Genomic DNA, 14,082 nt, shown 5'->3' with positions numbered 1-14,082 from the left:
AAAAACATAAGTATCCACTTTTATGAAAATAAAAACCACCTGTCGGAATTTAAATAAATTCAGAAAGGTGGTTAATTATTTGTCTAATCGGATCGTGTTTGCTTGTCCGTTTATTTAGATTGTTGCTTGTTCATGGCAGCCATCATTTGGTTGATCTTCTTTTGTGATGGTTTTTGACCCATTTGCATCATCATCATTTTCAGCATTTGTTCATTGATAGGCGGATTTTTCTTTAAGTAGCTCATCATATATTTACGAGCAATGAAAAATCCTAGTGCTACACCAGCTGCTAGTGCCAGTATACCAACTAGAACGTAATACATATTCAACTTCCTCCTTCGTGTTGTCTACCATACAGTGTACTAAATAAAACACGATTAGACAATATCTGCAATCAGATAAATTTTCTTTCTTTTATCGGTTTTAACCAGCCGTATCGTTGATGTTCAAGGTCGAGCGCTAAAAAGGAAGACTCACATTTTCTTAATACTTCAAAAAAGGCAGTCTCGGCTTCATAACTTCCTTGTGCATCAATGGTAATTAAGTCTTGGAAAACCTCTAACTTTGCCGTACTTAGTTTTCCGCTTAATTCCATCGAATATGCACCATTTTCTGCTTTAAAACCCTTGATTTTTCCAAGCTGCTTTAATATAAGTTGATGAATCTTTAGCGCCTCGACCTTTCTTGTTATATAGGAAATTTGTTTTTGGGTTATAAATTTAAACTCACCGTTTGCTTTATGATTCTCTTGAAAAAGCTGAAAAAACAATCGCTCTCTTCCGAAGTAATGGGTCGCAAATTCATCTTCTATTAAATATAGTTGATATTTTCTCACCACTGTTCTCTCCTTCGTTGGTTACCCTTTTTACTATTATAAAAAAAGACAAGCGAAACATTTGTCTTACGGTGCCAAAAACTTTCACTATTTTTGTCGATTATCAGAATTGCAAGCTATTTTTTATATTTCGGTAGATTTTATGAATTTTCCTGCAAAAATATTTTTGTTCATATTATTGTAAAAATTTTCTGTCCGAACAAAAAAGAGAACGGATAAATTCCGCTCTCCTTAGAATTACTATCTTATTTTTGTAAAAGTGCCTTCACACGTGCAGCTACATTATCTACGGTGAAACCGAATTCTTCCATAATCTTTTCTCCTGGTGCTGACGCTCCAAAATGATCAATTGCTAATACATCGCCTTCGTCACCAGTATATTTGTGCCAGCCAAATGATGCGCCAACTTCAATTCCAAGACGCTTTTTCACGCTTCTTGGTAAGACAGAGTCTTTGTATTCTTGGGATTGTTGCTCGAAGCGATCCCAAGACGGCATACTTACGACAGAAACATAAACCCCTTCTCCCGCAAGTGCTTTTTGAGCTTCCACTGCAAGGCTTACTTCAGATCCAGTTGCTAACAGCAATGCATCTGGAGTTTCTCTTTCAGAAGGAGAAACTACATAGGCACCTTTAGAAACACCCTCATAAGCATTGGTATCCGTACTTTTTAATGTAGGTAAATCTTGACGGGTTAACACAAGTGCAGTTGGTTTGTCTGTTGACTCAACAGCAAGCTTCCATGCTGCCGCTGTTTCGTTTCCATCTGCAGGGCGAATGACTGAAATTCCTGACATCGCACGTAAAGCTGCCAGTTGTTCTACCGGTTCGTGCGTTGGTCCATCTTCCCCAACAGCAATACTATCATGCGTAAATACATAGGTAACAGGTAATCCCATCAACGCAGCAAGTCGAATTGCTGGACGTAAATAATCAGAGAAAACAAAGAACGTTCCGCCAAAAACTTTTACTCCGCCATGAAGAGCGATCCCGTTCATTGCAGCACCCATTCCAAATTCACGAACGCCAAACCAGATATTGCGGCCTTCATAAGATCCTGGCATAAAGTCTTTCGTACCTTTGATCATCGTTTTATTAGATCCTGCAAGGTCTGCTGATCCCCCAATAAAAATAGGTAGATTTTTAGCAATCCCATTTATTACTTCTCCTGATGAGGCACGGCTTGCAAGGCTTTTCCCTTCACTATAAACAGGGATATCCTTATCCCAACCCTCTGGAAGCTCATTATTTAATGCTTGTTCAAGCTGAGCCGCTAATTCAGGGTATTCTTTTGTATATTGAGCGAAAAGGTCATTCCACTCTTTTTCCTTTTTCTCACCATTTTCAACTATAAGCTTTTGGAAGTTGTCATAGACTTCCTGTGGTACATGGAAATCTTCTTCAAAAGTCCATTTATAGGATTCTTTAGTAAGTTTTAATTCATCAGCACCAAGTGGTGAACCATGAACACCTGATGTACCCGCACGGTTTGGTGAACCGTAACCGATAACTGTTCTTACTTCAATCATCGTTGGTCGTTCTAAATCATTTCTTGATTCTTCAAGCGCTTTTGCGATTTCTTCTAGATTGTTTCCGTCCTCCACACGAAGATATTGCCAGCCGTAGGATAGGAAGCGATCTTTGACACTTTCTGAAAAAGACTTATTTAAATCACCATCTAAAGAGATATCGTTTGAATCATAAAGGACCACTAAACGTCCTAGTTTCAAGTGTCCTGCTAGTGAAGCTGCCTCTGCAGAAACACCTTCCATCAAATCTCCATCTCCACAAATGCTGTATGTAAAATGGTTCACAAGTTCATACTTATCTTTATTATAAACACTTGCAACATGGCGCTCTGCCATTGCCATTCCCACTGCCATTGCAATCCCCTGTCCAAGTGGACCAGTGGTTGCTTCGACACCCTCAGTGTGGCCGTATTCAGGATGACCTGGTGTTTTTGAACCCCATTGACGGAATTGTTTTAAGTCCTCCATGGTTAAATTAAAACCAGACAAGTGAAGCATGCTGTATAACAACGCTGACCCATGTCCAGCAGATAAAACAAAACGATCACGGTTAAACCAGCGCGGATTCTTCGGATTTTGGTTCATGAAACGAGTCCATAAAGTATATGCCATTGGCGCTGCACCCATTGGCATCCCTGGATGTCCAGAGTTTGCTTTCTCGATTGCATCAATCGATAAAGTTCGTATCGAGGTAACAGATAAATCATCAATAGTATTAAACATGAATTACATCCTTTCCTAATGACTAGGTACTAAGTACATTTCAATTTTATATTGATACTGTGTTTTATTCAACAAATAGCATATTAATAAAGAACAAAATCCACTTTATTTTTTAGTTTGACACAGAATATGTCACTCTATGTAAAAAAGGGATACAAAAATTGTATCCCTGAATTTTTTTAGTGAAGAGTATTTTTTTTTCTAGCTTTGATTTTTTCTGGTGTGACATCATTTCCCTCAGGATCAATAAACTTTGTGTTGGTTAGGGTATCAAGCATATTAGAACGGAATGTTGCCAAATATTCGCTTCTTAATTTTGATTGTTCTTTGGCTTCTGCTTCTGTCAATCCCGTTGCTTTTGCTTTTCTTGCCAACTCGTTAATTCTAGCCATTTTTTCTTTGGATAGCATGGAGTGAACCTTCCTTTCTACCTGTTTACATGACACCTGATTTTACTAAAAAAAAAACCTAATGACAAGGCAAAAGGTTTACTCTTCTTGTGATTCGATATATTCTTGGTATCTTCTATGTACGGTTGCCTTTGAGATGTTATAACCAAAACCTCTCAAAGTGGCAGCAATTTCAGAAAAAATTAATCCATTCTTTCTTAACCGGACAATTTCTTCCACCGGCACTTCAATTTTCTCGCGTCCGGATGCTTCCCCTAGATTTTTTAAGTTTCTTTCAGGTTTATAACCATTCTGGACAGCCCGCTTCATGCCGCGCTTAATCTTTGCATTATGAAGTTTCCGTTGATATTCCTCCACCATACCAACAATTTTTAAAACCATGGAATCTGATTCGGACAGCTGCAATTCTCCACTATGAGAGATACTATAAAGTTTAATATTTTCTTTTAAAATGCAGTGCAAAATCGCTATTTTCGCGTTTCCTCTACCAAGTCGGGTTTCGTCCTGGATTAAGACCGCATGAACTTGATCATCTTTGATTCGCTCTAATAATTGAAAGATCCCTTCCCGGTCGAAATCGTAGCCACTTGCCTTTTCTTTAATTACGCTATCAATTTCAAAGTGATAGGAATGAGCAAGTTGTGTTAATTCCTCTTCTTGGCGCTTTAATGATGTTTCTTGTGTTTCTTTGTTGGTGCTGACACGGCAGTATATGATTGCTTTCATTGTTATTCCTTTCTATTCACCCACGGCACTAGCTAATTCTTGTGTTGATGAACCCTCTTCGTTACTCACCGGAATGATAATTTCTTCACCAGGAAAAATTCGATCTTCATTAATTTCATTATGCTTTTTAATCCATGCAACAAATTCCTGGTTTGATAATGAATGTTGTTCGGAATATTGGTCTGAGATTCCCCAAAGTGAATCACCTTCTGAAATCGTAATCTTTAAATACTTATCTTGATCATTTGAATGATGTTGGAAAGATAAAATGAGGGAAAGTGAACAGCTTAAAATAATTAGAGTAATAGCATAGGAGTATTTGTTCCATAATTTTTTCATATTAAAACACCTCTACTAAGAATATATGTTCGTTTTATTAATTTGATTATAAATCGAACATTTGTTTGTTGTCAACTATTTTTTCGAACTTATGTTTGTATAAAAAATACGAACATGGTATAATAAAGACAACAAAAACCAGACGAGGTGGATTTTATCATGGCTAAAATATCAAAGCGGCAGCAGGATATCTTAGACTTCATTAAAAGTGAGGTTAAGAGTAAAGGATATCCCCCTTCAGTAAGAGAAATTGGAGAAGCAGTTGGACTTGCCTCCAGCTCAACTGTTCACGGTCATTTAGCAAGGCTGGAAAGCAAAGGACTGATTAGAAGAGATCCAACCAAACCAAGAGCAATTGAAATATTAGAAGCAGATGTAGCAGCACATATACCAAGAAATGCGGTAGTAAATGTTCCCGTGGTTGGTAAAGTAACGGCAGGATTACCAATTACAGCTATTGAAAATGTCGAAGAGTTTTTCCCTCTGCCGGAAAGTCTTGCACCTGCTGATGAACAGGTGTTCATGCTAGAAATCATGGGTGAGAGTATGATAGAAGCTGGGATTCTAGATGGGGACTATGTCATTGTGAAACAGCAGCCAACTGCAAATAACGGCGATATCGTTGTAGCAATGACCGAGGAAGATGAAGCCACCTGTAAGAGATTTTTTAAAGAAAAAGATTACATACGCCTGCAGCCGGAAAATTCAACAATGGACCCTATTATATTAAGGAATGTTTCTATTTTAGGTAAGGTCATTGGGGTTTACCGCCATATTCATTAAGATTAAAAGAGTTGGCCATAATCGTGCCGGCTCTTTTTTATTATGACTAACAAATTAAAAAGGAGAAGCCAGCGCCCCTCCTTACTAAGTCTACCTTGCTATCCTTGCTTGAATTTCTGATATTCTCACTTTAAAAAGCGCTTTATAAACTTCTGTATCCGCTTCCTTAAAAACGGAATGGCTCACATAATCTCCTTTTAACGTTCTACGTTCCTCATCAAATAGAAAACATACCTGACCTTTGGCTCCTGATTCTAGCAAACTAAAAATAAGGTCGGGTTTCTTATACGTCTTTTCACGAAGTATTTCTTGGGTTTGAGCATTACAAATTTGCAGTTTATACAATTAGAGCACCTCCCAAATGTTTTCAAGTTAATCATATAATATATATGAGTAGCAGAAGGAAGATAATTGTGAATTTTTCAAGAAATAAAGGAATTATAAATATCTTTGGGGATTGACGACCTGATTTAGACGTTATGAGTAATTTAGGTCGTCAATCAGGGCTATTGGAAACCGTCCTTAGGGATTTTGAGCATTTTAAGTCGTCAATAAGGGCTATTAGCGACCGTCCTTAGGGATTTTGAGCATTTTAAGTCGTCAATAAGGGCATTGGCGACCGTAGTTTGATAGAAAAGGCAAATTGGGGCGTCAATAAGGGCTATTGGCTACCGTAATTTGATAGAAAAAGCAAATTGGGGCGTCAATCAATGGACTGCTTCCAAATCTATTGTGATAAACCACATCAAAAAAACCCTACCGCATAGTGCGATAGGGCCTTTAATGATATTAATACATGCTCATATATTGATCGCGTTCCCATTGGTGAACGACTGTACGGAACATATCCCACTCGATTTCTTTTGCTTCAACAAAGTGTTCCATAATGTGCTCTCCTAGACCAGCCACGATTACTTCGTCAGCTTTTAATTGATCTAATGCTTGAGCTAATGTTGCAGGAAGATCGACGATGCCTTCTTCGATTCTTTCTTCTTTACTCATTACATAGATGTTTCTGTCAACTGGTGCTGGAGGAGTTAATTGGTTTTTAATTCCGTCCAAACCAGCTTTTAGAAGAACAGCCATTGCAAGGTATGGATTAGCAGATGGGTCTACGCTTCTTACTTCCACACGAGTGCTTAATCCACGTGAAGCAGGAATACGAATTAATGGTGAACGGTTTCGAGCTGACCAAGCTACATAGCATGGTGCTTCATAGCCAGGAACAAGACGCTTATAAGAGTTTACAGTTGGATTAGTTACCGCTGTAAACGCTGGAGCGTGCTTCAGGATACCTGCGATGAATTGACGAGCTGTGTCGCTCATATCTAAATCTCCACCTGGCTCATAGAATGCATTTTCTCCATTTTTAAATAATGAAAGGTTCATGTGCATTCCAGATCCATTTACTCCGTATAATGGTTTTGGCATGAATGTTGCGTGCAAGCCATGTTTACGTGCAATTGTTTTAACCACTAATTTAAACGTTTGGATTTGGTCACAAGCTGTTAATGCATCTGCATATTTGAAATCAATTTCGTGCTGACCTGGAGCTACTTCATGGTGAGACGCTTCAATTTCAAAGCCCATTTCTTCAAGCTCTAGTACGATATCACGACGGCAGTTTTCACCTAAATCTGTTGGTGCTAAATCAAAGTAACCACCTTGGTCATTCAATTCTAAGCTTGGTTCACCTTTTTCATCTAATTTAAATAAGAAGAATTCAGGCTCAGGTCCAAGGTTGAAGTTAGTGAAACCTAACTCTTCCATTTCTTTTAATACTCTTCTTAAGTTATTACGAGGATCCCCTTCGAATGGTTCTCCTTCTGGTGTATAAATATCACAAATTAAGCGGGCAACTTTCCCTTTTTCTGCTGTCCAAGGGAATACTACCCAAGTATTAAGGTCTGGATAAAGTAGCATATCAGATTCTTCAATTCGTACAAAACCTTCGATGGAAGATCCGTCAAACATCATTTTGTTATCAAGCGCTTTTTCTAATTGAGAAATTGGTATCTCTACGTTTTTGATGGTTCCAAGGATGTCTGTGAATTGTAAACGAATAAATTTTACGTTTTCCTCAACAGCTAATCTTTTAATATCTTCTCTTGAATACTTTGCCATTTTCTTACCCCCTATTTTTTGAAAAGAAGCTTCCAATTTAATGAAAGAATCTTGACATATCTCCTTGACGTAATGATGATCGGTTGTTTCGGCCCGAATGCATCATTTCGTTACGTAGTAGCTTTCTAAGCTGTTCATCAGTTAATTCGCGTTTAGCCTTCTCTGCTTGTTGTTCGATTATGTTAGATTGTTGTTGCTCTTTAACTAGGAATAATTGTTTAATACCAGCCATGTTTACACCTTGATCAATCAAATCCTTAATTTCTAGGAGCCTATCAATATCATTTAAGCAATATAGACGTCTATTCCCTTCGGTTCGAGCTGGAGAAATCAATTGGTGTTCTTCGTAGTAGCGAATTTGCCTGGCTGTAAGTTCCGTTAACTGCATGACCGTTCCAATCGGGAACAGCGGCATAGAACGGCGAATTTCCTTTCCACTCACCTAATTACTCCTCCCTTCGGGTTTGTTTATAATGCTATTATATTTCGTGTTAGAAAAGTTGTCAATGGTATGTTAGGTTTTCTTACATTGTTTTTTAAAATAATCGGACATCTCAAAAATCCTTACGATTCACTAATACAGGTCCATTAATCCTTTTTCAGTTAAATGATCAATCGCAAGGCAAACAGCCATTTTTACATGGGCATATGTTAAACCACCTTGTACATAGGCAACATATGGCGGTCTAATCGGCCCGTCTGCAGTGAGTTCAATACTTGCTCCCTGGATAAAGGTGCCCGCAGCCATAATCACGTCGTCCTCATACCCTGGCATATAGCTCGCATGAGGAGTAACGTATGAATTAATGGGCGACGCAAATTGAATGGCCTGACAAAAAGCAATCATTTTATCACGATCATCGAACTGTACAGATTGAATTAAGTCTGTTCTGTTAGCATTCCATTTTGGCGAGGAATTCATGCCTAATTTCTCCAGCATTGCCGCCGTGAACACAGCACCTTTTAAGGCTTGACCCACAACATGAGGAGCTAGGAAAAAGCCTTGATACATTTCTTGAAGACTATAGAGGGATGCACCAGCTTCAGCGCCAATCCCAGGTGATGTCATCCGATAGGAACAAGCTTCCACCCATTGTTTTTTCCCAACAATATACCCGCCAGTCTTCACTATTCCGCCACCAGGATTTTTAATCAGCGAGCCAGCCATTAAGTCCGCACCGACATGACAGGGCTCCTTCTCTTCTACAAATTCTCCATAGCAGTTATCCACAAATACAACGACATCCGGCTTAATTTCTTTCACATACTTAATCATTTCGCCAATTTCAGCTACTGTAAAAGAAGGTCTTGTGTCATAGCCCTTGGAACGTTGAATCCCAATCATCTTCGTATTCGGTTTTATTTTTTCAGATACATTATCCCAGTTAATTTGCCCTTCATTTGTCAGGGCAACACTATCATAAGAAATGCCAAATTCCTTTAAAGAACCAACCCCATTTCCACGAAGTCCGACGATTTCTTCCAAGGTATCATACGGTTTGCCCGTAATATAAAGGAGTTCATCCCCAGGGCGAAGAACACCAAATAAGGCGATGGAAATGGCATGGGTACCAGAAATGATTTGCGAGCGAACCAATCCTGCTTCACCGCCAAAGACATCTGCATAGACATTTTCCAACGTATCTCTGCCAATGTCATCGTAGCCATATCCAGTTGAAGGGATAAAATGAGAGTCACTGACCCGATGTTTTTGAAAACTCTGTAAAACCCTAAATTGATTGGTTTCGATTCTTTCGTCAATTCCCTTATGCACCCCAGCGATTTGTTGTTCGACTTCCCTAACGATTGGCTGGAGTTTTTCCCCATTTTTTAACTGTTGAAACATACCTGAATCTCCTATCTACTTTTATAATTCTGTAATTGGCCTGTAATTTGATGGTCTTGCAACGAAAACCCTTTACAGCGATATAACTGGCTTTCTTCATCAAAGGAAAGTTCTCTTAAGATGGTCTCATTTTTTAATTGAGAAAGCAGTTTTCCCTCTGTTGAAGGAACTGCCACCTCATATGGCGCCATTAATTCCATCACAACTTTCTCGATTTTTTCTTTTAAGGCATGGCGGTCATTTTCATCAAAAGCACTTATAAATGCTGTCGGTGTATCCGCGGTTGGAACAAAATCAGGATGCTGAATATCCCTCTTATTATATACCGTTATTTGCGGGATATCTTTTACTTCCAAGTCATCTAGCAGTTTTTTTACCGTTTTCTCATGATGGAAATAATCCGGGTTGGACATATCCACTACATGAAGCAGTAGATCCGCTTCCTTTACTTCCTCAAGGGTGGACCTGAAGGCAGCAATCAGAGTTGTCGGTAAATCTTGAATAAAGCCAACTGTATCCGTAATCAAAGCAAAGAAACCACTAGGCAGGATCAGCTTTCGTGTCATTGGATCAAGGGTGGCGAACAATTGATTTTCCTCATATGACTCGGCTTCGGATAATCGATTAAACAAGGTTGATTTACCGGCGTTGGTATATCCAACAATCGCCACCTGAAAGGCTTTATTTTTCTTCCTTCTTTCTCGGTACCGATCCCTGTGCTGAACGATGACAGAAAGCTGACTTTTGATATCATCGATTCGGCGGCGGATGTGACGACGGTCCGATTCTAATTTCGTTTCACCAGGTCCTCTTGTTCCAATTCCGGCACCAAGTCGAGATAACGCGGTCCCCTGACCCGCAAGCCGCGGGAGTATGTATTGCAATTGAGCAAGTTCCACTTGCAGTTTTCCCTCTTTGGACCTCGCTCGTTGCGCAAAAATATCTAAGATTAGTTGAGTTCGATCAATTACTCGGGCATTTAATTCTGTAGCAAGATTTCTCTTTTGACTGGGCGAGAGTTCATCATTAAAGATGACGATATCAGGCTCAAGTTCCTCAACCAGCGCATTTAGTTCTTCGACTTTCCCTTTACCTATGTATGTTGCTGGATGACGGCGCTCTCGTTTTTGAACGACAGATACCAATACTTCACCCTGAGCAGTTTCTGTTAATGCCTCTAACTCCTCCATTGAATAGTGAAAACGTAAGTCATCGTCCCCATTGGTTTGGCAGCCAACCAGGATTACTTTCTCTTTCGTTTCTTTCTGTTCCAAAAGGCATCCTTCCTTTCTAAACATCTACCTTTCATCATAACAAAAAAAATATATAATCTCTATTTTCTCCAATTCCAAAGAAAACTTATTGTAATTTTTCTACAACATGATAAAATTTAAATGTTTGAAATCTGTTACCTTTTAACTATATAAATAGTGTAATAAGAAAATAAACATCAAGGGGATAGCAAAATGACATGGGATGTATTAAGTATGATTGGAACCATTGCCTTCGCTGTGAGTGGAGCGATTGTGGCGATGGAGGAAGAATATGATATTTTTGGAGTTTATATTTTAGGAATTGTAACCGCTTTTGGCGGTGGAGCGATTCGCAACTTGTTAATCGGTGTTCCGGTATCTGCATTATGGGATCAAGGATTATTTTTTCAAATTGCCTTGTTATCGATAACTGCTGTGTTTTTATTTCCCAGCAATCTTCTCAAACACTGGCAAAAATGGGGGAACTTATTTGATGCGATCGGCCTCTCTGCTTTTGCCATTCAAGGTGGCATTTACGCTGTAAAAATGGATCTACCGCTTAGTGCCGTGATTGTTGCGGCGGTCTTAACTGGAATTGGCGGCGGAATCATTCGCGATTTATTAGCCGGAAGAAAACCAATTGTACTAAGAGCGGAAATTTATGCCCTCTGGGCCATTTTGACAGGCTTATTTCTCGGTCTGGGTATTGCGAAACAGCCATGGGAGTTATATTCCTTATTTATTCTTGTGACCGTGTTACGAGTCCTTTCCTATACCTTTAATTGGAAACTGCCCATTCGTAAGCTTGAAGCAAATTAAGAGGCTAATCCAAATAGAAACGACAGATTACTAAGAATCTGCCGTTTTTTTGTGGTTAATCTTCTTCAAACACAAGATCATTACTTCGAAGTGTCATTAATTCATGCCTGTCATAACTATTTAACATGAGCAGCCTCATCGCCTGGGCACGAATTGATTTTTCAATAATATTTCTAACATACCTACCGTTTGAAAAACTATTTGGGCTTAATACTGCTTTCACCCATATTAAATGTTCTTTAAGCTTTTTTTCCGCTTCATGACTGAATGCGTATTCTCTTTCAATTAGCATCCTTGCTGAAATTTCCATTAACTGATCGATATTGTAATCAGGGAAATCAATCACTAATGGAAAGCGTGAATGCAGCCCAGGATTAAGGGTTAAGAAATAATCCATTTCCCGAGAATATCCGGCAAGAATCAGAATAAATTCATGCTGTTTATCCTCCATATGCTTTACTAGGGTATCAATTGCCTCTTTGCCAAAATCCTTTTCTCCCCCTCGCCCCAATGAGTACGCCTCATCAATAAACAAGATTCCCCCTTGGGCCTTCTTAATTAAATCTCTAGTCTTTTGTGCGGTGTGACCAATATACTCGCCCACAAGGTCCGCACGCTCAGCCTCAATTAAATGACCTTTTGTTAATACACTCATTTTTTGAAAAAGCTTGCCAATTAGTCTTGCTACTGTCGTTTTTCCTGTACCTGGATTTCCTTTAAACATCATATGAAGGGCTTGTTTTCTTGCTTTTAAACCCATTTCTTCACGTTTTTTATTTACATAAATCCAAGCATAAATTTCCTTGATCATCTTTTTCATTTCTTCCATCCCGACCAAAGCCCCAAGCTCGTCTTCAATTTCTTTAAGAGCCGTGTGTTCAGGTGGAATATCCTTTGGAACCACTTGAAATTCAGGTAACTCTTTTGAAATGGTTTTTCCTTTTTGTGAGTTGAGGACAACACTTATTTGGCCGTTACTTTTCATTCGAATGGGTTGGTCCAAAGCTTTCACCTCTCATTTTCGCCAACAGTTTACAAAGGATGCTTGTTTATGGCCACTCAGAATTTATCCTCTAAATTCCGAACTCAAATTCACTCTGAGGAATGCATAGTCCTTCAACTAATATGTATTCATATACGTTGAATTTCATTAAAAAAGTTTTCACAAAAATAAAAAAAAGCCCGTAAGATGGGCTTTTAAAAACTTATTGGTTATCCAATTCAAGATGAACATTTCTTTGTGGCGCAAAGGTTGAGATGGCATGCTTATATACTAATTGCTGCTTTCCTTCTGATTCAAAAAGGACTGTAAAATTATCAAAGCCTTTAATTTGGCCTCTTAATTGGAATCCGTTTAATAAAAAGACGGTCACATGTATGTTATCTTTGCGGCACTGGTTTAAATATTGGTCCTGAATATTGATTGTTGTTTTCATTTGTATTTCCTCCTCTTTTATCTCTACTAATATGTATTCGATTTTACTTTAAGCTTTCCTTCAACACAATGTGAAATTTCCTTTATTTTTTTTGATACATTCTCCACATCGGTCATATCAAACCAATCAACATCCATCTTGTTCCGAAACCAAGTCAATTGTCTTTTCGCGTATCTTCTCGAATTTTGCTTTAAATTGGCTATCGCTTCATCTAACGACATTTTACCATCAAAGTAAGCAAAAATCTCTTTGTATCCAATCGCTTGGATGGATTGACAATCATGTAAACCCTGTTGAAATAGACGTTTTACTTCCTCTATGAGCCCTTCCTCAACCATGATATCCACTCGGTAATTGATCCGCTCATAAAGTTTCTCTCGTTCCATCGTTAACCCAATAATGGCTGTATCGTACAAAAGGTCTGGTTGTTGTGTACGTTGAAACTCTTGCATTGTCTTCCCTGTCAAATGGAAAATTTCAAGGGCGCGAATGACTCTTCTTACATTATTCGGATGGATTTGTGAAGCACTTTCAGGATCCACCTCTAATAATTCTTTATACAGAGCTTCATTTCCGATTTCCTTTACTCTTTCCTCCAGCATAAGACGGTAGGCCTCATCCCCGGGCACATCGGAAAATTGATAATCATAAATGACAGACTGTATATATAACCCTGTCCCACCAGCAATGATAGGCAGCTTGCCTTTTTGGGCAATCTCATCAATCTTAGCCCGAACAAGGAGTTGAAATTCGGCAACTGAAAAATTTTCAGTAGGCTCCTTTATATCAATGAGATGGTGTGGAATACCTTCCATTTCTTCTGGTTTGATTTTCGCTGTACCAATATCCATGCCACGATAGATCTGCATCGAGTCCCCGCTGATAATCTCTCCATTATATCGTTTAGCCATTTCGATACTTAACTTTGTTTTTCCGACAGCAGTTGGTCCGATGATTACTAATAACTTTTGTTTTGAATCCAATATTTTCACACTGCCTTATCCCATTTTAAGTGAAAGCATGCTTTCGATTCCACTTTCACCCCTTCATCGTAACATAAATTTAAAAAGCAGTTGAACATCAAACTAGTATATACATAAAAGTTCTTTTCTATGCTCCTAATCCACATGAATCAAAATTTTTCATTTTCATTACCAAATAGGAATAATTTTCTTGTAACTTTACAAAAGGATAACGGTTCATTTACAAAGTGCTTACTACCCCCATCTTTATGATAGACTACCCGTAGCATATCTAGT

Annotated in this window: 16 protein-coding genes; 2 read left to right on the top strand and 14 right to left on the bottom strand. The window is 38.6% G+C overall.

Annotated elements, in window-relative coordinates; translation table 11 throughout:
• Positions 1-110: 110 nt before the first annotated feature.
• From BR30_RS0120270 to yneA, 6 genes are all read right to left on the bottom strand, one after another.
• Complete coding sequence (locus tag BR30_RS0120270; RefSeq protein WP_373561664.1) at positions 111-323, bottom strand: YneF family protein; 213 nt, start codon at positions 321-323, stop codon at positions 111-113.
• Positions 324-394: 71 nt separating this feature from the next.
• Positions 395-835 (bottom strand): sporulation inhibitor of replication protein SirA, encoded by a 441-nt coding sequence (sirA, locus tag BR30_RS0120265; protein ID WP_026566602.1) that lies wholly within the window; start codon positions 833-835, stop codon positions 395-397.
• Positions 836-1,080: 245 nt separating this feature from the next.
• Complete coding sequence (gene tkt, locus BR30_RS0120260; RefSeq protein WP_026566601.1) at positions 1,081-3,087, bottom strand: transketolase; 2,007 nt, start codon at positions 3,085-3,087, stop codon at positions 1,081-1,083.
• Between the two features lie 179 nt (positions 3,088-3,266).
• Positions 3,267-3,497, bottom strand: a complete 231-nt coding sequence (locus BR30_RS0120255; protein ID WP_026566600.1) for a DUF896 domain-containing protein — start codon at positions 3,495-3,497, stop codon at positions 3,267-3,269.
• A gap of 78 nt (positions 3,498-3,575) precedes the next feature.
• The gene (locus tag BR30_RS0120250) at positions 3,576-4,223 is read right to left on the bottom strand and encodes a YneB family resolvase-like protein (RefSeq protein WP_026566599.1); all 648 of its coding nucleotides are present in this window, start codon (positions 4,221-4,223) and stop codon (positions 3,576-3,578) included.
• 12 nt (positions 4,224-4,235) lie between these two features.
• Positions 4,236-4,562 carry a cell division suppressor protein YneA gene (yneA, locus tag BR30_RS34040; protein WP_035445755.1) on the bottom strand — a complete coding sequence of 109 codons (327 nt, stop codon included), beginning with the start codon at positions 4,560-4,562 and terminating at the stop codon, positions 4,236-4,238.
• A gap of 159 nt (positions 4,563-4,721) precedes the next feature.
• Between yneA and lexA the strand changes: the two genes are divergently transcribed.
• Entirely contained in the window at positions 4,722-5,345 is a 624-nt protein-coding gene (lexA, locus tag BR30_RS0120240) for a transcriptional repressor LexA (protein WP_026566598.1), read from the top strand.
• Positions 5,346-5,435: 90 nt separating this feature from the next.
• Here the strand turns inward: lexA and BR30_RS0120235 are convergent, their stop codons facing one another.
• The 5 genes from BR30_RS0120235 to hflX all read right to left on the bottom strand — a co-directional run bounded on the left by BR30_RS0120235 (position 5,436) and on the right by hflX (position 10,589).
• Positions 5,436-5,690, bottom strand: a complete 255-nt coding sequence (locus BR30_RS0120235) for a hypothetical protein (RefSeq protein WP_026566597.1) — start codon at positions 5,688-5,690, stop codon at positions 5,436-5,438.
• Positions 5,691-6,134: 444 nt separating this feature from the next.
• The gene (gene glnA / locus BR30_RS0120230) at positions 6,135-7,469 is read right to left on the bottom strand and encodes a type I glutamate--ammonia ligase (protein ID WP_026566596.1); all 1,335 of its coding nucleotides are present in this window, start codon (positions 7,467-7,469) and stop codon (positions 6,135-6,137) included.
• A 37-nt stretch (positions 7,470-7,506) separates the two neighbouring features.
• A complete protein-coding gene (locus BR30_RS0120225; RefSeq protein ID WP_197032396.1) occupies positions 7,507-7,884 on the bottom strand; it encodes a MerR family transcriptional regulator in 378 nt (125 codons plus the stop codon).
• Positions 7,885-8,043: 159 nt separating this feature from the next.
• Positions 8,044-9,315, bottom strand: coding sequence for a methionine gamma-lyase family protein (locus tag BR30_RS0120220; protein WP_026566594.1), 1,272 nt, complete (start codon positions 9,313-9,315; stop codon positions 8,044-8,046).
• A gap of 11 nt (positions 9,316-9,326) precedes the next feature.
• Entirely contained in the window at positions 9,327-10,589 is a 1,263-nt protein-coding gene (hflX, locus tag BR30_RS0120215) for a GTPase HflX (RefSeq protein ID WP_026566593.1), read from the bottom strand.
• Between the two features lie 192 nt (positions 10,590-10,781).
• On the opposite strand from hflX, the gene BR30_RS0120210 reads away from it, so the two are divergent.
• Positions 10,782-11,387 carry a trimeric intracellular cation channel family protein gene (locus tag BR30_RS0120210; RefSeq protein ID WP_026566592.1) on the top strand — a complete coding sequence of 202 codons (606 nt, stop codon included), beginning with the start codon at positions 10,782-10,784 and terminating at the stop codon, positions 11,385-11,387.
• Between the two features lie 55 nt (positions 11,388-11,442).
• On the opposite strand, the gene spoVK is transcribed toward BR30_RS0120210, so the two are convergent.
• The 3 genes from spoVK to miaA all read right to left on the bottom strand — a co-directional run bounded on the left by spoVK (position 11,443) and on the right by miaA (position 13,806).
• A complete protein-coding gene (spoVK, locus tag BR30_RS0120205; RefSeq protein ID WP_026566591.1) occupies positions 11,443-12,390 on the bottom strand; it encodes a stage V sporulation protein K in 948 nt (315 codons plus the stop codon).
• A 202-nt stretch (positions 12,391-12,592) separates the two neighbouring features.
• Positions 12,593-12,823, bottom strand: coding sequence for an RNA chaperone Hfq (gene hfq, locus BR30_RS0120200; RefSeq protein WP_026566590.1), 231 nt, complete (start codon positions 12,821-12,823; stop codon positions 12,593-12,595).
• Between the two features lie 26 nt (positions 12,824-12,849).
• Complete coding sequence (miaA, locus tag BR30_RS0120195; protein ID WP_026566589.1) at positions 12,850-13,806, bottom strand: tRNA (adenosine(37)-N6)-dimethylallyltransferase MiaA; 957 nt, start codon at positions 13,804-13,806, stop codon at positions 12,850-12,852.
• Between the last annotated feature and the right edge of the window lie 276 nt (positions 13,807-14,082).

This window comes from Bacillus sp. UNC41MFS5, assembly GCF_000686805.1.
Note: the sequence above shows the minus strand (reverse complement) of the source record. Positions and strands in the feature narration are given on the sequence as shown.

What these genes read in the sequence shown, in the direction of transcription:
- BR30_RS0120270 (WP_373561664.1), bottom strand. Translation starts at nt 323, where the DNA reads ATGTATTACGTTCTAGTTGGTATACTGGCACTAGCAGCTGGTGTAGCA.
- tkt (WP_026566601.1), bottom strand. Translation starts at nt 3,087, where the DNA reads ATGTTTAATACTATTGATGATTTATCTGTTACCTCGATACGAACTTTA.
- BR30_RS0120255 (WP_026566600.1), bottom strand. Translation starts at nt 3,497, where the DNA reads ATGCTATCCAAAGAAAAAATGGCTAGAATTAACGAGTTGGCAAGAAAA.
- BR30_RS0120250 (WP_026566599.1), bottom strand. Translation starts at nt 4,223, where the DNA reads ATGAAAGCAATCATATACTGCCGTGTCAGCACCAACAAAGAAACACAA.
- yneA (WP_035445755.1), bottom strand. Translation starts at nt 4,562, where the DNA reads ATGAAAAAATTATGGAACAAATACTCCTATGCTATTACTCTAATTATT.
- lexA (WP_026566598.1), top strand. Translation starts at nt 4,722, where the DNA reads ATGGCTAAAATATCAAAGCGGCAGCAGGATATCTTAGACTTCATTAAA.
- glnA (WP_026566596.1), bottom strand. Translation starts at nt 7,469, where the DNA reads ATGGCAAAGTATTCAAGAGAAGATATTAAAAGATTAGCTGTTGAGGAA.
- BR30_RS0120225 (WP_197032396.1), bottom strand. Translation starts at nt 7,884, where the DNA reads ATGCCGCTGTTCCCGATTGGAACGGTCATGCAGTTAACGGAACTTACA.
- BR30_RS0120220 (WP_026566594.1), bottom strand. Translation starts at nt 9,315, where the DNA reads ATGTTTCAACAGTTAAAAAATGGGGAAAAACTCCAGCCAATCGTTAGG.
- BR30_RS0120210 (WP_026566592.1), top strand. Translation starts at nt 10,782, where the DNA reads ATGACATGGGATGTATTAAGTATGATTGGAACCATTGCCTTCGCTGTG.
- hfq (WP_026566590.1), bottom strand. Translation starts at nt 12,823, where the DNA reads ATGAAAACAACAATCAATATTCAGGACCAATATTTAAACCAGTGCCGC.